22 protein-coding genes are annotated in these 19,535 nt (G+C 70.0%); 11 read left to right on the plus strand and 11 right to left on the minus strand.

Going from position 1 to position 19,535, the window contains the following annotated elements; all coding sequences use genetic code 11:
* Nucleotides 1-8: 8 nt before the first annotated feature.
* Complete coding sequence (gene disA, locus LVQ62_RS00970) at nt 9-1,085, plus strand: DNA integrity scanning diadenylate cyclase DisA (RefSeq protein ID WP_233763843.1); 1,077 nt, start codon at nt 9-11, stop codon at nt 1,083-1,085.
* A gap of 10 nt (nt 1,086-1,095) precedes the next feature.
* Complete coding sequence (locus LVQ62_RS00975) at nt 1,096-1,980, plus strand: A/G-specific adenine glycosylase (protein WP_233763845.1); 885 nt, start codon at nt 1,096-1,098, stop codon at nt 1,978-1,980.
* On the opposite strand, the gene LVQ62_RS00980 is transcribed toward LVQ62_RS00975, so the two are convergent.
* Nucleotides 1,962-2,522 (minus strand): gluconokinase, encoded by a 561-nt coding sequence (locus LVQ62_RS00980; RefSeq protein WP_233763847.1) that lies wholly within the window; start codon nt 2,520-2,522, stop codon nt 1,962-1,964. The genes LVQ62_RS00975 and LVQ62_RS00980 overlap by 19 nt on opposite strands.
* A 75-nt stretch (nt 2,523-2,597) precedes the next feature.
* Between LVQ62_RS00980 and LVQ62_RS00985 the strand changes: the two genes are divergently transcribed.
* Genes LVQ62_RS00985 through LVQ62_RS01000 form a run of 4 tightly spaced genes read left to right on the plus strand, consistent with a single transcriptional unit; the run spans nt 2,598 to nt 5,515 of the window.
* A complete protein-coding gene (locus tag LVQ62_RS00985) occupies nt 2,598-3,392 on the plus strand; it encodes an ABC-2 family transporter protein (protein ID WP_233763849.1) in 795 nt (264 codons plus the stop codon).
* Entirely contained in the window at nt 3,385-4,200 is an 816-nt protein-coding gene (locus tag LVQ62_RS00990; RefSeq protein WP_208051572.1) for an ABC transporter permease, read from the plus strand. The genes LVQ62_RS00985 and LVQ62_RS00990 overlap by 8 nt, the downstream gene beginning before the upstream one ends.
* Nucleotides 4,197-5,153, plus strand: a complete 957-nt coding sequence (locus tag LVQ62_RS00995) for an ATP-binding cassette domain-containing protein (protein WP_233763851.1) — start codon at nt 4,197-4,199, stop codon at nt 5,151-5,153. The genes LVQ62_RS00990 and LVQ62_RS00995 overlap by 4 nt, the downstream gene beginning before the upstream one ends.
* Nucleotides 5,153-5,515, plus strand: a complete 363-nt coding sequence (locus tag LVQ62_RS01000; RefSeq protein ID WP_233763853.1) for an MGMT family protein — start codon at nt 5,153-5,155, stop codon at nt 5,513-5,515. Before LVQ62_RS00995 ends, LVQ62_RS01000 begins: the two co-directional genes overlap by 1 nt.
* On the opposite strand, the gene LVQ62_RS01005 is transcribed toward LVQ62_RS01000, so the two are convergent.
* Nucleotides 5,505-6,017, minus strand: a complete 513-nt coding sequence (locus LVQ62_RS01005; RefSeq protein ID WP_233763855.1) for an amino-acid N-acetyltransferase — start codon at nt 6,015-6,017, stop codon at nt 5,505-5,507. The genes LVQ62_RS01000 and LVQ62_RS01005 overlap by 11 nt on opposite strands.
* An 86-nt stretch (nt 6,018-6,103) precedes the next feature.
* Nucleotides 6,104-8,650: an ATP-dependent Clp protease ATP-binding subunit gene (locus tag LVQ62_RS01010; protein ID WP_179478782.1), complete on the minus strand. Its 2,547-nt coding sequence runs from the start codon at nt 8,648-8,650 to the stop codon at nt 6,104-6,106.
* Between the two features lie 186 nt (nt 8,651-8,836).
* On the opposite strand from LVQ62_RS01010, the gene LVQ62_RS01015 reads away from it, so the two are divergent.
* Entirely contained in the window at nt 8,837-9,268 is a 432-nt protein-coding gene (locus tag LVQ62_RS01015) for a hypothetical protein (protein ID WP_233763857.1), read from the plus strand.
* Nucleotides 9,265-9,909, plus strand: coding sequence for a hypothetical protein (locus LVQ62_RS01020; RefSeq protein ID WP_233763872.1), 645 nt, complete (start codon nt 9,265-9,267; stop codon nt 9,907-9,909). The genes LVQ62_RS01015 and LVQ62_RS01020 overlap by 4 nt, the downstream gene beginning before the upstream one ends.
* A gap of 213 nt (nt 9,910-10,122) precedes the next feature.
* Here the strand turns inward: LVQ62_RS01020 and LVQ62_RS01025 are convergent, their stop codons facing one another.
* A complete protein-coding gene (locus LVQ62_RS01025) occupies nt 10,123-11,127 on the minus strand; it encodes a Ku protein (RefSeq protein ID WP_233763874.1) in 1,005 nt (334 codons plus the stop codon).
* A 16-nt stretch (nt 11,128-11,143) separates the two neighbouring features.
* Here LVQ62_RS01025 and ligD (LVQ62_RS01030) point away from each other — a divergent pair, with 16 nt between their 5' ends.
* The gene (ligD, locus tag LVQ62_RS01030; protein ID WP_233763877.1) at nt 11,144-12,103 is read left to right on the plus strand and encodes a non-homologous end-joining DNA ligase; all 960 of its coding nucleotides are present in this window, start codon (nt 11,144-11,146) and stop codon (nt 12,101-12,103) included.
* On the plus strand, nt 12,096-12,992 hold the full coding sequence (gene ligD, locus LVQ62_RS01035) for a non-homologous end-joining DNA ligase (protein ID WP_233763879.1): 897 nt from the start codon (nt 12,096-12,098) through the stop codon (nt 12,990-12,992). Before ligD (LVQ62_RS01030) ends, ligD (LVQ62_RS01035) begins: the two co-directional genes overlap by 8 nt.
* Nucleotides 12,993-12,994: 2 nt before the next feature.
* Here ligD (LVQ62_RS01035) and LVQ62_RS01040 read toward each other — a convergent pair whose 3' ends face one another.
* The 6 genes from LVQ62_RS01040 to LVQ62_RS01065 all read right to left on the minus strand — a co-directional run bounded on the left by LVQ62_RS01040 (nt 12,995) and on the right by LVQ62_RS01065 (nt 17,572).
* Complete coding sequence (locus LVQ62_RS01040) at nt 12,995-13,333, minus strand: Lsr2 family protein (RefSeq protein ID WP_208051579.1); 339 nt, start codon at nt 13,331-13,333, stop codon at nt 12,995-12,997.
* 105 nt (nt 13,334-13,438) lie between these two features.
* The gene (locus LVQ62_RS01045; RefSeq protein WP_208051580.1) at nt 13,439-13,633 is read right to left on the minus strand and encodes a hypothetical protein; all 195 of its coding nucleotides are present in this window, start codon (nt 13,631-13,633) and stop codon (nt 13,439-13,441) included.
* Nucleotides 13,634-13,663: 30 nt separating this feature from the next.
* Nucleotides 13,664-14,221: a methylated-DNA--[protein]-cysteine S-methyltransferase gene (locus LVQ62_RS01050; RefSeq protein ID WP_304504471.1), complete on the minus strand. Its 558-nt coding sequence runs from the start codon at nt 14,219-14,221 to the stop codon at nt 13,664-13,666.
* Entirely contained in the window at nt 14,218-15,723 is a 1,506-nt protein-coding gene (locus tag LVQ62_RS01055) for an AlkA N-terminal domain-containing protein (RefSeq protein WP_233763881.1), read from the minus strand. Before LVQ62_RS01055 ends, LVQ62_RS01050 begins: the two co-directional genes overlap by 4 nt.
* A 77-nt stretch (nt 15,724-15,800) precedes the next feature.
* Entirely contained in the window at nt 15,801-16,679 is an 879-nt protein-coding gene (gene panC, locus LVQ62_RS01060; protein ID WP_233763888.1) for a pantoate--beta-alanine ligase, read from the minus strand.
* On the minus strand, nt 16,676-17,572 hold the full coding sequence (locus LVQ62_RS01065) for a Rossmann-like and DUF2520 domain-containing protein (RefSeq protein ID WP_233763889.1): 897 nt from the start codon (nt 17,570-17,572) through the stop codon (nt 16,676-16,678). The genes panC and LVQ62_RS01065 overlap by 4 nt, the downstream gene beginning before the upstream one ends.
* 46 nt (nt 17,573-17,618) lie before the next feature.
* Between LVQ62_RS01065 and LVQ62_RS01070 the strand changes: the two genes are divergently transcribed.
* The gene (locus tag LVQ62_RS01070) at nt 17,619-18,599 is read left to right on the plus strand and encodes an SAM-dependent methyltransferase (protein ID WP_233763899.1); all 981 of its coding nucleotides are present in this window, start codon (nt 17,619-17,621) and stop codon (nt 18,597-18,599) included.
* On the opposite strand, the gene LVQ62_RS01075 is transcribed toward LVQ62_RS01070, so the two are convergent.
* A complete protein-coding gene (locus LVQ62_RS01075; RefSeq protein ID WP_233763901.1) occupies nt 18,559-19,494 on the minus strand; it encodes a hypothetical protein in 936 nt (311 codons plus the stop codon). The genes LVQ62_RS01070 and LVQ62_RS01075 overlap by 41 nt on opposite strands.
* Nucleotides 19,495-19,535: the final 41 nt, after the last annotated feature.

The following is a 19,535-nucleotide window of genomic DNA, read 5'->3' on the forward strand; positions in this document are numbered from 1 at the left end:
TCCAGCGCGTGCCACCCACCGAGGAACAGTTGCTGCGCGACACGCTCGCCGCGGCCGCTCCGGGCACCCAGTTGCGCGACGCCCTCGAGCGCATCCTGCGGGGCCGCACCGGAGCGCTGATCGTGCTGGGCTACGACACCGTGGTGCAGAGCATCAGCACCGGCGGTTTCCCCATCGACATCGACTTCTCCTCCACGCGGGTGCGCGAACTGGCCAAGATGGACGGCGCGATCGTCCTGGACAAGGGCGTCACGAGGATCATCAGCGCCGCCGTACAGCTCGTCCCGGACCCCAACATCCGCACCCGGGAGTCCGGCACCCGGCACCGCACGGCGGAGCGGGTCGCCAAGCAGACCGGCCTTCCCGTCATCTCGGTGAGCCAGTCGATGCAGACCATCGCCCTCTACGTCGGGTCGCTGCGGCACGTGATGGAGGGTTCCAACGCGATCCTGTCCCGCGCCAACCAGGCGCTGCAGACCCTGGAGCGTTACAAGTCGCGCCTCGACGAGGTCACCCGCACCCTGTCCGCCCTGGAGATCGAGGACCTGGTCACGGTCCGCGACGTGGCCACGGTGCTGCAGCGGCTGGAGATGGTGCGACGGATCAGCGAGGAGATCGCCGAGTACGTCGTGGAGCTCGGCGTCGACGGTCGGCTGATGTCCCTGCAGCTGGACGAGCTGGTCGGCACCCTGTCGGACGACCGCGAGCTGGTCGTGCGTGACTACGTCGACGTCGCCCGTGACGGCATGACCACCCAGCAGGCGCTGGACCGGCTGGCGGCGATCAGCTCCACCGACCTGCTCGACCTGCACGCCGGTGCCGGCGCCCTGGGCTCGGCCGGTGCCGCGGAATCGCTCGACGCGCCGGTCTCGCCGCGCGGCTACCGGCTGCTCAGCAAGATCCCGCGGCTTCCGCCGCTCATCAACGACCGCCTGGTGGAGCACTTCGGCAGCCTGCAGAAGCTGCTCGCGGCCGACTTCGATCAGTTGATGGCCGTCGAGGGCGTCGGCGAGCTGCGCGCCCGCTCGGTGCGCGAGGGCCTGTCGCGTCTCGCCGAGAACAGCATCCTCGAGCGGTACGTCTGAGCGGCGACCGGTGACCGCGGCTGCGCACGCCGGACTGCACCAGCCGGTCCTGGACTGGTACGCCGACCACCGACGCGATCTGCCCTGGCGGGCCCTCGACGCCACGCCGTGGGGTGTCTTCGTCTCCGAGATCATGCTGCAGCAGACCCCGGTCGTGCGCGTGCTGCCGGTGTGGGCGGACTGGATGACGCGCTGGCCCGCACCTGCCGACCTGGCCGCCGCCGCACCCGGCGACGCGGTACGGCACTGGGGTCGCCTGGGGTATCCGCGCCGGGCCCTGCGGCTGCACGCCGCTGCCATGGCGATGGTCGCTTCGCACGACGGAGCCGTCCCGGACGATCTGGAGCAGTTGCGCGCGCTGCCGGGAGTGGGCGCCTACACCGCGGCGGCCGTGGGGGCGTTCGCGTTCGGGATCCGCTGCGCCGTCGTCGACACCAACGTGCGCCGGGTGCACGCCCGCGCGGTCACCGGGTCGGCCCAGGCCGCCCCGGCGCTCACAGCCGCGGAATCGCGCCTGGCCGAGGAGCTTCTCCCCCGCGACGATGCGGACGCCGCCACCTGGAACGTCGCGGTCATGGAGCTGGGCGCACTGGTGTGCACCGCCGGCTCCCCCACCTGCGAGCTGTGCCCGATCTCCGACCGGTGCGCCTGGCTGGCCGCCGGCCGACCGGCGTACGACGGTCCGGTGAAACGGGCGCAGCGGTGGGCGGGCACCGACCGACAGGTGCGGGGGCTGCTGCTGCAGGCGCTGCGCGACGCGGACGGTCCCGTGCAGCAGGCCGCCCTGGACCTCGTCTGGTCCGACGCGGCGCAGCGCGGCCGGTGCCTGGCCGGCCTCATCGAGGACGGCCTGGTCGACCCGCTGCCGGATCGGACCTACGCGCTGCCGGCCTGATCGATCAGGCCCAGCTTCTCGAAGGCCTCGGCGACCACGTGCTGCGGGTCGCCGTGCGCGTGCACCACGACTCCGGGCTCATCGGGCTGCAACGCCTCCAACGTGGCCAGCTGCGACGGGAGCAGGGACGCGGGCATGTAGTGACCGGTGCGCACCGCGAGCCGTCGTTCGAGCTCCTCGACGGGTACGTCGATGCAGCAGAAGCGCACCCGGTCACGGCCTTCTCGCAACAGATCGCGGTAGGCCCGCTTCAGCGCTGAACACGTGACGACCGCGCTGCGGCCCTCGCGCGCGTGCTCGTCCATCCACGCCCCGATGGCCCGCAGCCACGGCCAGCGGTCCTCATCGGTGAGCGGCACGCCGTGCGCCATCTTCTCGACGTTCGCCTCCGGGTGGAAGTCGTCGCCCTCGGCGAAATCCCACCCCAGCCTGGTCGCCAGAGCCGTGGCGATCGTGGTCTTGCCGGACCCCGAGACTCCCATCACGATGACGAACTGCGGGCGCTCGTCGTTCGGCCGGTCCGGGTCGGGTACACCGCTCATGGAGCACGACTCTAACGAGGCGGCCGCGACATCCCGATCCCCGGTCGGAGCAGAAGCTGGTAGGTTCCTGCGTTTGTGCCTGTCGCTCTCGCGCCCTACGGGCGCCTCTTCGCCGCGGGCATCCGGCAGCAGACGACCTACCGCCTGGCGATGCTCGGCGGGCTGGTCGCGAACACGACGTTCGGGCTGCTGAAGTCGGTCATTTTGCTCGCCGCGGTCCGCGCGGGTGGCGGGAATCTGCACGGATACGCGGTCGGGACCATGGCGACCTACGTGTGGCTGTCGCAGGGGCTGCTCGGATCGCTCAACCTCACCGGGCGCACCGACCTGGCGGACCGGATCAAGTCCGGTGCCGTGGTCACCGACTTCCTGCGGCCGATCTCCCTGCAGTGGGGCACCGTCGCCACCGATGTCGGCAAGGCCGTGTGCGCCCTGCTGCCGCGTGGCGCGCCGAGCATGCTGATCGGCTACCTGTTCGTCGGTATGACGATCCCGCACCGGCCGCTCCCCTGGGTGCTGGGTGCCGTGAGCCTGCTGCTCGGCATCACCGTGTCGTGGGCGAGCGTCTACCTCGTCGCGTCGGCCGCCTACTGGCTCGTGGAGATCCGCGGGCTGCAGGTGTTCTACATGATGGTGTCCGGTTTCTTCGCGGGACTCCTGGTCCCGATCTCGCTCTTCCCGCACTGGCTGCTCGTGCTCGCCTCGAGCACTCCGTTCCCGTCGATGCTGCAGTACCCGATCGACGTGTTCACCGGCCGCGGCGGGGTGGGCCTGATCACCGCGCAGGTGGGGTGGCTCGCCCTCGTGGGGACGGTCGGACACGTGTTGACGAACGCCGGTCGGCGGCGCTTGGAGGTGCAGGGTGGCTGACACCGTCACCGCCCGCACGGCGCCGTACCGGGCCGTGCTCGCCTCCCGCATCCGCGCGCAGCGCTCCTACCGGCTCAGTTTCGGCGTCGACCTCGCCGCGTCGTTCCTGGTGAGTTTCATCGAGCTCGCCGAGGTATGGGTGCTCTTCCACGCCGTGCAGTCGCTCGGCGGATTCGACTTCCGGCAGATCCTGCTCGTCTTCGGCATCGCCGACTTCTGCTTCTCGATGGCTGACATGGTGGTCGGTCACTGCGACGACCTGGACAGGTACGTCCGCGACGGCACCCTCGACGTGTTCTATCTGCGTCCCCAGCCGCTGCTGCTGCAGCTGATTACCAGCAACATCGAGTTGCGCCGCCTCGCGCGAGCGGCGGTCGGCCTGGCCTCCATCGTGATCGCCCTGTCCATCAACGACATCCGGTGGAGCCCGGCCCACGTCGGACTGCTCGCGATGACCCTGATCGCCGGGATCGCGATCTTCTCGGCGATGTTCGTCTGGGCCGCGGGCATCCAGTTCTTCGTCATCAGCGGCGGCGAGCTCACCAACTCCTTCGTGTACGGCGGCCGCTACGCCGCCACTCAGGTCGCCTCCGTGTGGACCCGCCCGGTCAAGGCCGCGTTCGGATTCTTCTTCCCGATGGCCTTCACCGCGTTCCTGCCCGCGCTGCTCCTGCTCGGCAAACCCGGGCCGTCCCTGCTGCCGGCGTGGCTCGGCTGGTGCACTCCGCTCGCGGCGATCTGGGCGTGGGCCGGTGGGCTGTGGCTCTGGCGGATCGGCGTACGGCACTATCAAGGAGCAGGAGGATGACCGCAATGATCATCGAGACTGATGCTCTGACAAGAGTTTTCAAGCGTCGCCGTGGTCTGGTGCGCACCGAACTGACCGCGGTCGATCAGCTGACCCTGCGGATCGAAGCCGGCGAGTCCGTCGGCTACATCGGCGCGAACGGCGCCGGGAAGTCGACCACCATCAAAATGCTCGTGGGCATCCTCGTGCCGACGGGCGGCTCGGTGCGCACCTGCGGACGCGATCCGTTGCGCGAGCGACGCCATCTCGCCCGACAGATCGGGGTGGTCTTCGGCCAGCGTTCCCAGTTGTGGTGGGACCTTCCGGTCAGGGAGTCCTTCGCGATCCTGGCCTCGATCCACGCCCTGCCCGCGCAGGTCCGACGCGCGCGCACCGAGGAGTTGATCGAGCAGTTGGAGATGGGTGACTTCCTCGACACCGCGGTGCGCCAGCTCTCGCTCGGGCAGCGGATGCGCGCCGAGGTCGCAGCAGCGCTGCTGCACTCCCCTGAGCTGGTCATCCTGGACGAGCCGACGATCGGCCTGGACGTGCTGTCCAAGCAACGGCTGCGCGAGTTCCTCATCCGCGAGCGCGCCGAGCACGGCACCACCCTCCTGCTCACGACCCACGACATGGGCGACATCGAGCGACTGTGCGACCGGGTCCTCGTCGTCGACCACGGCCGACTGGCGTACGACGGCACCCTGCCCGGGCTCTCCCAGCGGGTGGGGGCGAGGCGGGTGCTCGTCGTCGACCTCGCGGCGCCCGGGCCGGACCTGCTGGGCATCGACGCCACCACCCACCTGGGGAGCGAGGCGGGCGGCATCCGGCAGCGCCTGGCGTTCGATCCCGAGGTCGCCACCGCCGCGACGGTGCTCGCCGCCGTCGCCGCACGGGCCGAGGTGCGCGATCTGTCCATCGAGGAGCCCGACATCGAGGACGTCGTACGCCGCATCTACGCCGGGAGCCGCTGATGGATCTACGCAGCAGCGTCTACGCCATCGTCCGGCTGGTCCCGCCCGGCACCGTCGTCAGCTACGGCGACATCGCCGGGATGCTCGCCATGTCACCGCGGATGGTCGGCCGTTTCATGGCGTTGTGCGAGGAGGAGGACGTGCCGTGGTGGCGGGTGGTCAGCTCGTACGGCGACCTGCCGGCCCATGTACGGGTACATGCCCTCGACCACTGGGACGACGAGGGACTGGTGCTGAAACCGAACGGACTGGGAGTGGCGATCCGGCGCTACCGGGCCGATCTCGCCGACCTGGCCGACGCCGCGGAGGCTGTCCTCGGACCGCTGCCGGGGCTCGCGGACGACGACTCCTTCACAGGGTGAGCAGCATCCGGGTGTTGCCGAGGGTGTTGGGTTTGACCCGGTCCAGGTCGAGGAACTCCGCGACACCTTCGTCGTAGGACTGCAGCAGCTCCAGGTAGACGTCCGGCTCCACGGGGTCGCCCTCGATCTCCCGGAACCCGTGACGGGCGAAGAAGTCGACCTCGAAAGTGAGACAGAAGACACGCGCCACCCCGAGGTCGCGGGCGTGCTGCAGCAGGTGGCCGAGCATCTGGTGGCCGGTCCCGTGGCCGCGCATCTGCGGGTGCACGGCGATGGTGCGCACCTCGGCGACGTCCTCCCACATCACGTGCAGGGCACCGCACCCGACGAGCTCTGCGTCGCGCTCGGCCACGATGAACTCCTGCAGCCCCTCGAAGTAGGCGACCGGCGGCTTGGCGACGATGGCACGGGTCTCGACGTACGGCTCGATCAGCGCACGGATGGCGGGAACGTCGGCGGTGCGGGCAGGGCGCAGGGTCGTGCTCACCGACGCGTGGTCCACGTCACGACCCTAACGAGAGCGTTCCCGGACGCGCATCGGCCCCGGATCCGAGCCGGATCCGGGGCCGATGGGTGCTGCGTTCTGGGTCAGTCCTTGCCGAGGTCGACGCCGTGTTCGCCGCCGCTGTCGCCGACACCGGCCGGCTCGGGCAGCGCGTCGGGCGCCTTCGGCTTCGGCGAGCCGGCGAAGGTGAACTTCGCGGTCTTGCCCTCGCCGTCGACATCGACCAGGACGATCTCGCCGGCACCGAGCTCGCCGTAGAGGATCTTCTCGGACATCATGTCCTCGATCTCCCGCTGGATCGTGCGACGCAGCGGCCGGGCACCGAGCGCGGGGTCGTACCCGCGCTTGGCCAACAGCGCCTTCGCGGGCGTGGTCAGCTCGATCGCCATGTCCTTGTCCTTCAGCCGCACGTCGAGCTTCTCGACCATCAGGTCGACGATCTCGACGATCTGCTCCTCGGTCAGCTGCGGGAAGACGATGGTGTCGTCCACGCGGTTGAGGAACTCGGGGCGGAAGTGCTGCTTGAGCTCGTCCTGCACCTTCGCGCGCATCCGGTCGTAATCGGTCGCGGCGTCGTTGCCGGAGGCGAAGCCCAGCGAGACACCCTTGGAGATGTCCCTGGTGCCGAGGTTGGTGGTCATGATGATCACCGTGTTCTTGAAGTCCACGACCCGGCCCTGGGAGTCGGTCAGGCGACCGTCCTCCAGGATCTGCAACAAGCTGTTGAAGATGTCGGGGTGGGCCTTCTCGACCTCGTCGAAGAGCACCACCGAGAACGGCTTGCGCCGCACCTTCTCGGTCAGCTGGCCGCCCTCCTCGTAGCCGACGTAGCCGGGAGGCGAACCGAACAGCCGCGAGACGGTGTGCTTCTCGGCGAACTCGGACATGTCGAGGGTGATCAACGCGTCCTCGTCGCCGAAGAGGAACTCCGCGAGCGCCTTGGCCAGCTCGGTCTTACCGACGCCGGTCGGACCGGCGAAGATGAACGAGCCGCCGGGACGACGGGGGTCCTTCAGGCCCGCGCGGGTACGACGGATGGCCTGGGACAGCGCCTTGATCGCGTCGTCGTTGCCGACGACCCGCTTGTGCAGCTCGTCCTCCATCCGCAGCAGTCGCGAGGACTCCTCCTCGGTCAGCTTGAAGACGGGGATGCCGGTCGAGGCGGCGAGCACCTCGGCGATCAGCTCCTCGTCGACCTCGGCCACGACGTCCTGGTCGCCGGCCTTCCACTCCTTCTCGCGCTGCGCCTTGGCGTTGATGAGGTTCTTCTCATCGTCGCGCAGCGACGCGGCCTTCTCGAAGTCCTGCCCGTCGATCGCCGATTCCTTCTCGCGGCGCACGTGCTGGATCTTCTCGTCGTACTCGCGCAGGTCGGTCGGCGCCGTCATCCGGCGGATGCGCAGTCGCGCACCTGCCTCGTCGATCAGGTCGATCGCCTTGTCCGGCAGGTGCCGGTCGTTGATGTAGCGGTCGGCCATGTTGACCGCACCGACCAGCGCGGCATCGGTGATCGTGACCCGGTGGTGGGCCTCGTAGCGGTCGCGCAGACCCTTGAGGATCTCGATGGCGTGCGGGATCGAGGGCTCCATCACCTGGATGGGCTGGAAGCGGCGCTCCAGCGCGGCGTCCTTCTCGATGTGCTTGCGGTACTCGTCGAGCGTCGTCGCGCCGATCGTCTGCAGCTCACCGCGCGCCAGCATCGGCTTCAGGATCGAGGCCGCGTCGATCGCGCCCTCGGCCGCGCCCGCCCCGACGAGGGTGTGGATCTCATCGATGAACAGGATGATGTCGCCGCGGGTGCGGATCTCCTTCAGCACCTTCTTCAGGCGCTCCTCGAAGTCACCGCGGTAGCGCGAACCTGCCACTAGCGACCCGAGGTCGAGGGTGTAGAGCTGCTTGTCCTTCAGCGTCTCGGGCACGTCGCCGCGCACGATGTCCGCGGCGAGGCCCTCGACGACGGCGGTCTTGCCGACGCCGGGCTCACCGATGAGCACCGGGTTGTTCTTGGTACGCCGCGACAGCACCTGCATGACGCGTTCGATCTCGGACTCGCGCCCGATGACCGGATCGAGTTTGCCGTCTCTCGCGGCCTGGGTCAGGTTGCGACCGAACTGGTCGAGCACCAGCGAACCCGCCGGGGTGCCCTCCTGCTGGCCCTGACCGCCGACGCCTGCGCCCGCGGTCTCCTTGCCCTGGTAGCCGGAGACGAGCTGGATGACCTGCTGGCGCACTCGCGCCAGGTCGGCACCCATCTTCACGAGGACCTGGGCGGCGACGCCCTCGCCCTCGCGGATCAGCCCGAGCAGGATGTGCTCGGTGCCGATGTAGCTGTGGCCGAGCTGCAGACCCTCGCGCAGCGAGAGCTCCAGCACCTTCTTGGCCCGCGGGGTGAAGGGGATGTGGCCCGGCTGGGTCTGCTGGCTGGGGCCGATGATCTCCTGCACCTGCTCGCGCACGGCCTCCAGGGAGATGCCGAGGCTCTCCAGGGCCTTGGCCGCGACGCCCTCACCCTCGTGGATGAGGCCGAGCAGGATGTGCTCGGTGCCGATGTAGTTGTGGTTGAGCATGCGCGCCTCTTCTTGGGCGAGCACCACCACACGCCGTGCGCGGTCGGTGAACCGTTCGAACATGTCAACTCCCTTGAGGCTGCTGCCTGCGTCGTTCGATGCTATCCGCAGCGGCTGGGCGACCTGCCCTGCTGCTGGTGTCTGATGACCTCAACGCGACCCACTCACAGTGTGTTCCGCACAGGGGCCTTCGACGAAAGACGTTCGCCGTCAGCAGAAAGCCGAAGCGGCACGTTTACGATCCATACCGTGACGGATGCGACGGTGGTCAAGGTCGGGGCCTTCGGACACACCGTCGACATCGAGGTGCCCGATCAGGTGTCCGCGGGGCGCGTCCGCGACCAGTGGTCACGGTGCCTGGCCGACCCCGGCGCCGGCCCCGCGCTGCGTTCGGTGGAGTACGTCGCCGATCTCGACTCCGATTTCGCCGAGTACTCGGTGGTCTCCGGCGTCACCCTGCGCTTCATCCAGCTGTGTGCCGGGCAACTCACCATGCTGCACGCCTCCGGGGTGGCCGACCCCGAGACCGGTGCGGTGATCGCCCTCGTGGCGGAGTCCGGCACGGGCAAGACGACCGCGGCCCAGCGGTTGTGCGCGGCCGCATTCGCGTACGTGACCGACGAGACGGTCGCCGTACGCGGCGACAGCCGGGTCCTGCCGTTCCCCAGCCGCTCTCGGTGATCATCGAGGGCGAGGAGCACAAGCACCAGCACGGACCGGACGAACTCGGCCTGCTGCCGGTGGCAGAGCCACCGACACTGCAGCTGCGGCGCATCGTCCTCCTGCAGCGGGACGGCGCCCCGGGTGCAGCGCCCAGGGTGGAGCAACTGCCCCTGCTCGACGGCATCCTCGCCCTCATCCCGCAGCTGTCCTATCTGACGAAGATGCCCGAGCCCCTGCTGACCCTCACCCGGCACGTGCAGTCCTGCGGTGGCATCCACCGGCTTCACTACAGCGAGATCGAGGAGTGCGTCGACACGCTGCGGGCGCTGGCCGCCGACGACCCGGCGGAGGTCGCGCGGGTCGAACACCTCTCGCCGCCCACCGACGAGCCCGCTCCCGGGGCGATCGGATCGGTCCGCCGTGGCGCGTACGCGGACGCGGTGCGCATCGACGAGGAGATCCTGCTGCTCATCGAGGACCTGCCGATCCGCTGCAGCGGGTTGGGCGCCACCGTCTGGGATGCGGCCCGCGAGCCGCGCACCCTCGAGGAGCTGGTCTCCATCTGCGTCGAACTGCACGGCGACCACCCTGACGCCGACGCCCTGGTCCACGCCGCCGTCGAGCAACTGTGCGCGTACGGAGTGTTGGCGCAGAGCTGACCCCCCGCCGGACCACCCCCCGTTTCGGCCCGCTCAGCCCCCAAAAACGCCCCGCCGCTCGCCCCAGCCCTCTTTAGGGCCCGTTCGGCCCCCAAAACACGCCCCGCCGCCCGGACCAGCCCTCGTTAGGGCCCGCTCGGCCCCCAAAACACGCCCCGCCGCCCGGCCCAGGTCCGGTTACGGCCCGCTCGGCCCCGAACGCACCAGCCCGACTCAGCTGGCCTTCTTGGCCGTGCTCTTCTTGCTCGTCTTCGCAGTCGTCTTCTTCGCGGCGCTCTTCGCGGTCGTCTTCTTCGCGGCCGTCTTCTTCGCGGTCGCCTTCTTGGCCGTCGCCTTCTTGGCCGCGCCCTTGTCGGCGCCGGTCTTCTCGGCTGCAGGCGCCTTCGCTCTGCTGTTGCCGGCGCCGGCGCTCTTCTTCGCCGGCGCTTCACCCCGCGACGCCTTCGCCCGGTCCACGCTCTGCTGCAGCGCCGCCAGCAGGTCGACCACCTGGGCGGAATCTCCGTCGTCCTCCTCCTCGGGCGCCTGCACCTCGCCGCCGTCGAGCTTGGCGCGCACGACCTCCTTGACGGCCCGCTCGTAGTCGTCGACGTAGTCATCCGGCTCGTAGTCGCCGGCCAGCGACTCGACCAGCATCTGAGCCATCGCGAGTTCCGCGGGCTTGGCGGGCGAATCGTCGGCGCCGTCGAGCACGCCGAAGTCGGCCTCGCGCACCTCGTCCGGCCACAGCAGGGTCTGCAACGCGATCACCCCGCCGCGCACCCGCAGCACCGCGATCGTCATCCGGGTGCGGATCGAGATTGTCACGATGGCGACCCGGTCGGTCTCCTCCAGAGCCGCCCTCAGCAGCTCGTACGGCTTGACCGCTGCCTTGTCCGGCTCGAGGTAGTAGCACTTGTCCAGGTACATCGGGTCGATCTGGTCGCTCGGGACGAACTTGTCCACGGCGATCTCGCGGCTGCTGCTCGTCGGCAGCGACGACAGGTCGTCGTCGGTCAGCACGACCATCTGGCCGTCCTCGGTCTCATACCCCTTGGCGATGTCGTCGTAGGCGACCTGCTCGCCGTCGATCGAGCACACCCGCTGATAGCGGATCCGGCCCCCGTCGTCACGGTGCACCTGGCGGAACTGCACGTCGTGGTTCTCGGTCGCCGAGTAGAGCCGCACCGGCACGTTGACCAGGCCGAACGACACAGCACCTCTCCAAATGGCTCGCACCAGGCAAGATTGCCCCATGCGCCCCATGCTCGCCACCCCTTCCGCACGGGTGCCGAGCGGCGACCGGTGGCAGCACGAGGTCAAATGGGACGGCATGCGGGTGCTGGCCGACGTGCACGACGGCCGGGTGCGGCTCACCTCCCGCACCGAACGCGAGGTGTCGGTGGCCTTTCCCGAGCTGCTGACCGTCACCGCTGGCCTGAGTGCGTACGACGATCTGCTCCTCGACGGGGAGATCGTGAGCCTGCGCGAGGGCCGACCGTCGTTCGGTGCGTTGGCCGAGCGGTTCAACGTCGGCGACGCCCGCACCGCTGCGACCCTCGCGGTGCAGGCGCCCGTGACGCTGATGGCCTTCGACGTGCTGCGGATGGCCGGCACGTCGACACTGGCGCGGCCACTGTCGCAGCGCCGGGAGTTGCTGGAGGGCATCGGCATCGCCACCCCGCGGGTGCAGGTGCCGCCGGTGTTCACCGAGGGCGACGACCTGTTGCGGGCGACCGCCGACCAGGGCCTGGAGGGGATCGTGTCCAAGCGCACCGACTCGGCGTATCTGCCGGGATCGCGCAGCCCGCAGTGGCGCAAGATCGTGCACCGCACCACGGGCTCGTACGTGATCGGCGGCTGGCGACCGGAGACCGATTCCGCGCGACTAGGGGCTCTCCTCGTGGGGACGCCGACCCCGGACGGACTGGTCTTCCGGGGTCGCATCGGTTCGGGGCTGGCCGGCGCCGCGGGTGACCGGCTGCTGGCACAGCTGCGCTCTCGCAGCCGACCGGACTCCCCGTTCCTGGAACGGGTGCCGGCGATCGATGCGAAGGGCTGCACATGGGTCGAGCCGGACCTGGTGGCCGACCTGGAGTACCACGGGGTCTCCGAGGGGGGCCGGCTGCGGCAACCGACGTGGCGAGGACTGCGCCCGGACCTCAGTCCTGCCGAGCTCATGGACACGGCCGTACAGGATGCCGCCGATGGCTGAGGCGCAGCAGGTGAGCGTCGAGGTCGAGGGACGCCGCCTGGCCCTGAGCAACCTGGACAAGGTGCTCTATCCGGCGACCGAGACGACCAAGGGCGAGGTGCTGCACTACTACGCGCGGGTGGCGCCGGTGCTGCTTCCGATCCTGGCGGGACGGCCCGTCACGCGCGTGCGCTGGCCGCACGGTGTCGGTGACACGTCGTTCTTCGAGAAGAACGTGCCACAGGGCGCGCCGTCCTGGCTGCCGCGGATGACGGTGGCGTCGAGCGGCTCGCGTGGTGGCGGCGACCGCGTCACCTATCCGTTCGTGGAGGACCTCGCCGCGCTGACCTATCTGGCCAACCTCGCGGCGATCGAGCTGCACGTGCCGCAGTGGCGTTGGGTCGAGGACGCCGCGGCCAACCCCGATCGGCTCGTGATCGACCTGGATCCGGGATCCCCCGCCGGCCTGGCCGAGTGCGCGGATCTCGCGCTGCAGGTCCGGGAGGAGCTGGTGGACGCGGGGATGGAACGTGCCGTGCCGGTGACCTCCGGCAGCAAAGGCATGCAGGTGTACGCCGCGCTGGACGGCTCGCGCACGAGCGAGGAGATCCGCGACTGGGCCAAGGACTTGGCTCAGTCGCTGACGCGACGCAATCCGGACCTGGTCGTGTGGAAGATGACCAAATCCATCCGCGGCGGGAAAGTCCTGCTGGACTGGTCGCAGAACACCGCTGCTAAGACCACCATCGCCCCGTATTCACTGCGCGGCAGGGAACGGCCCATGGTGGCCGCCCCGCGCAGCTGGGAAGAAGTGCAGGAGCCCGGCCGACTCACTCAACTCGATTTCGAAGAAGTGCTGGACCGACTCGATTCCGACGGGGATCTATTCGGCGCGGCGCTGGGCGACTGAATTCAGGAATTCGCCTCGGCGTACGCCGTCTGCAACTCACCGGAAACACGACCGCGGTCGCTCACGGTGAAACCGTTGGCGCGACCCCATTCGCGGATCTTGTTCAGGTCGTCGCGACCTGCGGTGCTGCCGCTGCTGGCCCTGGCAGTAGTCGCTTTGCGGGCACCGCGGACCTTGCGGGCGTGACCGGTCCAGGTGGCCAGGTCATCTCGCAACCGCGCGGCATTGGCCGCCGACAGGTCGATCTCATAGTTGACACCGTCGAGGGCGAAAGTCACGGTCTCCGCAGCTTCGGAGTGGTCGAGGTCGTCCTCGAGCAGAATCTGTACGCGCTGAGCCATATCTATCTCCTGTGTACCCGATGTGGGTTATGCATCGTTTGATGGACCCTTCAACGACGCACACCTGGGCACCATTTGAAGGAGTTACAAACCTAACATACTAATTCAGGAGTCTTGAGATGCGCCGGGCGTTGTCGGAGGCTGCGCCGGAGCGTCCGCCCTATCGCTTTTGTGTTCTTCTTCCCACTGCGCTTGCGCTATTCGTTCGCGCCGGTCGCCCTCCATCATGTGGCGCAGCACGAGATACAACAGAAACAGCAGCCCGATCGACGGGACGAGTGTTTCCAGGGCGGCCCACATGGTTCCAGGGTAGGCCGCCCCTCCCGTCGCTCAGCGCGGCAGGTCCAGCATCTGCTGCGTCCCGCCCCTGCCGGAGCCCACGTCACCCTCGTCAGCGAGTGTCTCGCGCTCGTGGTCCAGCAGCCACACCTTGCGCTCGATGCCCCCGCCGAAGCCGGTCATGGCGCCGTTCGCCCCGATCACGCGGTGGCACGGGACCACGATGGAGATCGGGTTGCGCCCGTTGGCGAGGCCGACGGCACGGCTCGCGCCGGCCGAACCCAACGCGCGTGCCAGGTCGCCGTAGCTGCGGGTGCGCCCATAGGGGATCGCCCGCAACTGCGCCCACACGCGCTGTTGGAAGTCGGTCCCAGTCGGGTCCAGCGGCAGGTCGAAGGTGCGGCGTTCGCCGTGGAAGTACTCCCGCAATTGGCGCACCGCCTCGCCCAGCACGCCCGTGGCGGATTCCTCGCGCGGGCCGAAGGTGGATTCATCGGGTTGGTGGCGGTGCTCCTGCATGTAGAGCGCCGAGAGGGCCGATCCGCGACGTACGAGCGTGAGGTCGCCGATCGGAGTGCCGGTCATCTGGAAATGCGAGATCTGATTCATGAGATGTCCTCTTCCGGGAGTTTGTTGGCCTCGTGGTCGCCGGTGGCCCACAGATGCTGCACGGCGTAGGAACGCCAGGGCCGCCAGCGGGCCGATGCGCTCTCGATGACGCGGGGCTTGTCCTCGATGCCGAGGGCGCGGGCCGCGATCCGCACGCCGAGGTCGGTACCGGGAAAGGCGTCGGGATCGCCCAGCGCCCGCATGGCGTAGCTCTCCACGGTCCACGGTCCGATGCCGGGCACGTCGCCGAGCACCCGCCTGGCCTCCTCGCGGTCGGCACCGGCGCTGGTGTCCAGGGACCCCTGCGACAGCACCCGACACAGCGACCGGATCGTCTCCCGCCGGGTCACGGGCATCGCGAACGACTCGTCGCCGGCCGTCAGCAGCGCCTCCGGCCCGGGGAAGAGCCGCGTCAGACCTCCGCCAGGGTCGTCGACGTGCGCCCCGAACGTCGCCGCGAGACGCCCCGCGTGGGTGCGCGCCGCCTTCGTGGAGACCTGCTGGCCGAGCACGAGGCGGATCGCCATCTCTCGGGAGTCGACGGTCCGGGGCACGCGCCGGCCCGGCGTACGACGGACGAGCGGCGCCAGCTGGGGATCCTCGGCCAGCGCGGCGTCGACGGCCTCCGGATCGCAGTCGAGGTCCAGCAGCCACCGGCATCTGCTCACCGCCACGGTGAGGTCGGACAGATCGGTGAGTGCCAGGTCCGCGCGGACGTGGTCCGGCGTGGGCGACAGCTCGACGATGCACGGTCCGCCGGGCAGGTCCAACGTGCGCCGATAGCGGCCGTCGCGCCACTCCTCCACCCCCGGCACACCGGTCGCGGCGAGATGGCCGAAGACGTTGTCCGGGTGGAACGGCGCGCGGAACGGCAACCGCAGGGACAGCCGCTGCCACGGCGAAGGGTCGCGCTCGGGCGAGGTGCCGCTCCGACCGCGCGCTGTCTTCGCGGCGCGCAGCTGCGACGGCGTCATCGCGAAGACCTCCTGCACCGCCTCGTTGAACGCCCGGATGCTGCCGAACCCGGAGGCGTGCGCCACCTGTGCGAGCGGCAGGGTCGTGGTCTCGATGAGGATCCGCGCGGACTGTGCGCGCCCGGCCCGGGCGATCGCGAGCGGGCCGGCGCCGAGCTCGGCCTGGACGGCCCGCTCGATCTGCCGCACCGAGTAGCGGAGTCTCTGTGCGAGCCCCGTGACGCCGTCGCGGTCCACGACGCCGTCGCCGATCAGGCGCATGGCGCGCCCCACCAGGTCGGCGCGCACGTTCCACTCCGGCGAGCCGGGGCTGGCGTCCGGCCGGCAGCGCTTGCAGGCGCGGAAGCCGGCCGATTGCGCCGCGGCGGCGGTCGGGAGGAAGGTGATGTTGCGCGCCTTGGGCGGGGTCGCCGGGCAACTGGGTCGGCAGTAGATGCCGGTGCTGCGCACGCCGGTCACGAACCAGCCGTCGAACCGTGCGTCACGGGATCGGACGGCCCGCAGGCAAGCGTCGGTATCGGTGTGCATGCGACCAGTCTGCGCCGGTCGCCGGTAGGAAGCTAGCGGAAAAACGACATGTCGGTTTCTCGCGTGTCATCGCCCTGTCAGGAGATCGGTCGCGCCCCGCCGTCCGGGCCGAGCTCGATGGGCAGGTTGTCGATGAGCCGGGTCGTGCCGACCCGTCCCGCGACCGCCAGCAGGGCCGGTCCGCGGTACCACTCGGCCACTTCGGTGAGCTCGGTCGGGTGCACGAGCACGAGGTAGTCGATCAGGGCGAGCGGCTCGCGGACCAGCACGTCGCGGGCGGCACGTCGTACGGCGGCCGGTCCGATCCGCGCCATGTCGGCGCCTGCGCGCAGCGCCTGTGACAGGCAGCCCGCAACCTCGCGGTCCGTCTCGGTCAGATAGCGGTTGCGACTGCTCAGCGCCAGCCCGTCCTTCTCGCGGGCGGTCTCGACGGCCACCACCTCGGTGGGGAAATCGAGATCGCGGGCCATCCGCTTGATGAGCAGCAGCTGCTGAGCGTCCTTCTGCCCGTAGTACGCCCGTGAGGGCCGGACCAGGTGCAGCATCTTGGCCACGACGGTGAGCACCCCGTCGAAGTGCCCGGGCCGGGCGGCGCCCTCCAGCACGTTGCCCAGCGCACCCGCCGAGATGCGCACACCGGGTTCGCCGTCCGGATACACGACGTCGGGTGAGGGCGCGAAGACCAGATCCACGCCCTCGCGTGCGCAGATCGTCAGGTCCTCCTCGAACGTGCGCGGATACCGCGACAGATCCTCGCCGGCCGCGAACTGCAGCGGATTGAGGAAGATCGTCACGACGACGTGCTCCATCTCCTGGCGCGCCTGGCGGATGAGCCGCGCGTGGCCTTCGTGCAGCGCTCCCATCGTCATCACCACGCCCACGTCGTCACCGAGCGCCGCACGCGCGGTCTGCAGTTCGTCGCGGCTGTAGGCGATCGTCGGTGTCTCGTGCGTCATCCCTCTTGTCCGTTCGGGTCGAGCAGATCCAGCATCGGTCGGGTGGTGCGCGCCGGGGTCGCGTGGCGCTCCGCGGCGCGCAGGGCGGTGGCCAGCGCCATCGCGCGGTAGGAGTCGGGCACGTCGGGTGACTCGTCGGACAGCACCTGCAGATGGGCACGCACCGTCTCCACGTCACCGCGTGCCACCGGCCCGGTGAGCGCCCGGTCACCGTGCTCGAGCGCGTTGGTCAACGCGGCCGTGAGCAGGCCGTCGAGCACCTGCTGCGGCGCCTCGATCCCGGCGCGCCGCAGGATCTGCTGACTCTGCGCGACGAGGGTGACCAGATGGTTGGCGCCGTGGGTGAGGGCGGCGTGGTAGCGCGGGCGCTGCTCCTCCGACAGCGGCAACGGTTCACCGCCGAGGTCGAGCACGAGCGCCTCGGCGATCAGGTCCGCGCCCATCGACGCAGTGACGGCCATCGGGATGCCGAGGAGTCGGGGCAGGTCGCGAGCTGTGCCGGTGAAGGTCATCGCGGGATGCATCGCGATGGCGTCGCCGCCGGCCTCGACGACCGGAGCGAGCACGTCGCAGCCGTGGAAACCGCTGGTGTGGATGACGAGACGGCCGCCGTCCCAGGCCCCCTGGGCGCCGAGCGAACGGGTCAGATCGCCGAGTTCGTCGTCCGGCACGGTGAGGAGCACGACCTCGGCCGACCGGGCGACCTCCGGCGGAGGGAGCACCGGCACGCCGGGCAGCATCTCGGCCGCCCGCTGCAGGGAGGCGTCGCTCACCGCGCTGGTGGCCGTGACCTCATGACCTGCCGCGCGGAACGCGGCACCGAGCACCGCGCCGACGCGGCCGCATCCGACGACCGCGACGCGCAAGCTCGGTGGCCGACCCGTCGTACTCACAGGCAGTGACGCTACCTGCGCGCCGACCTGCGCCTACGGTGGCCCGATGAGCTGGACGCCGTGGGAGCGGGCGTGGCAGGACGCGTTGTACGGCGAACGCGGCTTCTACCGCTCGACGCACGGTCCCGCCGCGCACTTCGCGACCTCCGCGCAGGGCATCCCCGGAGGCGGCGCGGTGCTGGCGCGGGCCGTCGTGGCGCTCGCCCGCGTGCACCGGGCACGGCACATCCTCGACTTCGCCTGCGGCAGAGGCGAACTGCTCACACAGTTGAGCGCGCTGGCGCCGGATCTCACCCTGACGGGAGTTGACGTCGTCGACCGTCCTGCAGACCTACCGCAGGACGCCGCGTGGGTCGCCGGGCCCGGCGGGGCGCAGGTGCCGCCGGGTCTGCACGGACTGTCCGACGTGCTGGTCCTGGCCCACGAGTGGCTCGACGTGGTGCCGTGTCCTGTGCTGCAGCACGACGGGCGGCGGCTGCGGGTGGTCGAGATCGACCAGCACGGCGTCGAACGACTCGGAGCGCCGGCATCGGCCGCCGATCAGCGCTGGTGCGAGGACAACTGGCCCGACTGGGATCGCGAGCACTCCCGGATCGAGGTCGGCCGGACCCGCGACGCGGCGTACGCCGAGCTGCGCGGATCGGTGGACAGCGGCGTCGTGGTCACGATCGACTACGGCCATCTGCGAGACGCTCGCCCGGACGGCGGCACGCTCATGGGCTACCGCGACGGCCAGGCCTGCGCGCCACGTCCGGACGGCAGCACCGACGTCACCGCGCACGTCGCGATGGACACGCTCGGTGCACCTCGGCTCGTGCGACAGCGGGACCTGTTCACCAAGTTGGGCATTCGCCCGGAAGCTGCCGATGACGCGCTCGCGCGTACGGATCCGCCCGCATACCTGCGATCGCTCGCGCTGCGAAGTGCCTACACCGCATTGACGGCCTCGGGAGGGCTGGGCGACTTCTGGTGGTCGGTCGATCCGGTCAGCCGCCGGCAGGACGCAGCGACTGCAGCATCGTGGTGATCGTCGAGGAGGACGGGCCCGGGACACCGGGCCAGGTGCCGACGGTGACGAGCAGCATCACCGAACGCCCGTTGGACGTGAACGCCGCGGCGTAGAACGTGATGGCCTTCCCCACCCCGCAGTCCGCGTTCAGCGTGCCCTCGGTCACCGTGAGCTGACCGCGGACGGCGGGGATCGACCCGTTCGCCACGGTGAAGTTCGTCGTGACCGGACTGCCCTGCGCGGCGTGGGTGGTCTTGTCCTTGTTGATGCTCGCCGCGGATCCGAAGTCGACCAGCAGGGACCCGACGGCCTCGGCCGGGTCGCGTTTGCCGATGTCGATGAAGCTCGCACTGGCCTGAGGGCTGTTCGAATATCCCGAGCACTTGCCGAGGTTGTACGCCGCGAGCCCCCAGTCGGTGTGTTCGCCTTCGATGCCGGTGCCGTCGGCATCGTCGAAATAGATGTTGTTGGACTGCTTGACCTGCCACCCGGGAGGAGCGTCGTACGCGCCGTAGATCTGAAAATCGGAGGTGACGATGCCGCCGACGGCCTGCCATCCCGGGACGACCGGACGCACCGACAGGGCACCGTCCGCCGCGGTCGACGTGGTCCCGGACGACGGGGTGCCGCTCGACGCGGATCGCGGTGACGGCGCCGTCGAGGACGACGACGTCACGGCGTCGCCCTTGCCGTTCGCGCCGAACAGGATGAAACCCAGCACGGCGACCAGGACGACGACCAGTGCGCCCGCGCCCAGCGCCAGCCACCGACCGGGGCCACGGCGCGGTTGCCGGTCGAGCGGGCCCGACGACTGCGAGTACCGCTGGTAATAGCGATCCTGGGGCGACCCGGGCGGGCCGGTGGGCGGCTCGCCACCCGGCGGCGGCGGCCCGTAACGCCCGTTGTCGCTCACCTGCGGATCGTATCCGCGCAGCCGCCCCGCGGGAGAGGATC

The organism is Allobranchiibius sp. GilTou73, from assembly GCF_021391335.1.
GTDB lineage: Bacteria > Actinomycetota > Actinomycetes > Actinomycetales > Dermatophilaceae > Allobranchiibius > Allobranchiibius huperziae.

Coding starts and splice junctions, on each gene's coding strand:
- LVQ62_RS01040 (WP_208051579.1), bottom strand. CDS start 13,333: ATGGCTCAGCGCGTACAGATTCTGCTCGAGGACGACCTCGACCACTCC.
- LVQ62_RS01070 (WP_233763899.1), top strand. CDS start 17,619: ATGAGCTGGACGCCGTGGGAGCGGGCGTGGCAGGACGCGTTGTACGGC.
- LVQ62_RS01010 (WP_179478782.1), bottom strand. CDS start 8,650: ATGTTCGAACGGTTCACCGACCGCGCACGGCGTGTGGTGGTGCTCGCC.
- panC (WP_233763888.1), bottom strand. CDS start 16,679: ATGACGCACGAGACACCGACGATCGCCTACAGCCGCGACGAACTGCAG.
- LVQ62_RS00995 (WP_233763851.1), top strand. CDS start 4,197: ATGACCGCAATGATCATCGAGACTGATGCTCTGACAAGAGTTTTCAAG.
- ligD (WP_233763877.1), top strand. CDS start 11,144: ATGCGCCCCATGCTCGCCACCCCTTCCGCACGGGTGCCGAGCGGCGAC.
- LVQ62_RS01050 (WP_304504471.1), bottom strand. CDS start 14,221: ATGAATCAGATCTCGCATTTCCAGATGACCGGCACTCCGATCGGCGAC.
- ligD (WP_233763879.1), top strand. CDS start 12,096: ATGGCTGAGGCGCAGCAGGTGAGCGTCGAGGTCGAGGGACGCCGCCTG.
- LVQ62_RS01045 (WP_208051580.1), bottom strand. CDS start 13,633: ATGTGGGCCGCCCTGGAAACACTCGTCCCGTCGATCGGGCTGCTGTTT.
- LVQ62_RS00980 (WP_233763847.1), bottom strand. CDS start 2,522: ATGAGCGGTGTACCCGACCCGGACCGGCCGAACGACGAGCGCCCGCAG.
- LVQ62_RS01000 (WP_233763853.1), top strand. CDS start 5,153: ATGGATCTACGCAGCAGCGTCTACGCCATCGTCCGGCTGGTCCCGCCC.
- LVQ62_RS01055 (WP_233763881.1), bottom strand. CDS start 15,723: ATGCACACCGATACCGACGCTTGCCTGCGGGCCGTCCGATCCCGTGAC.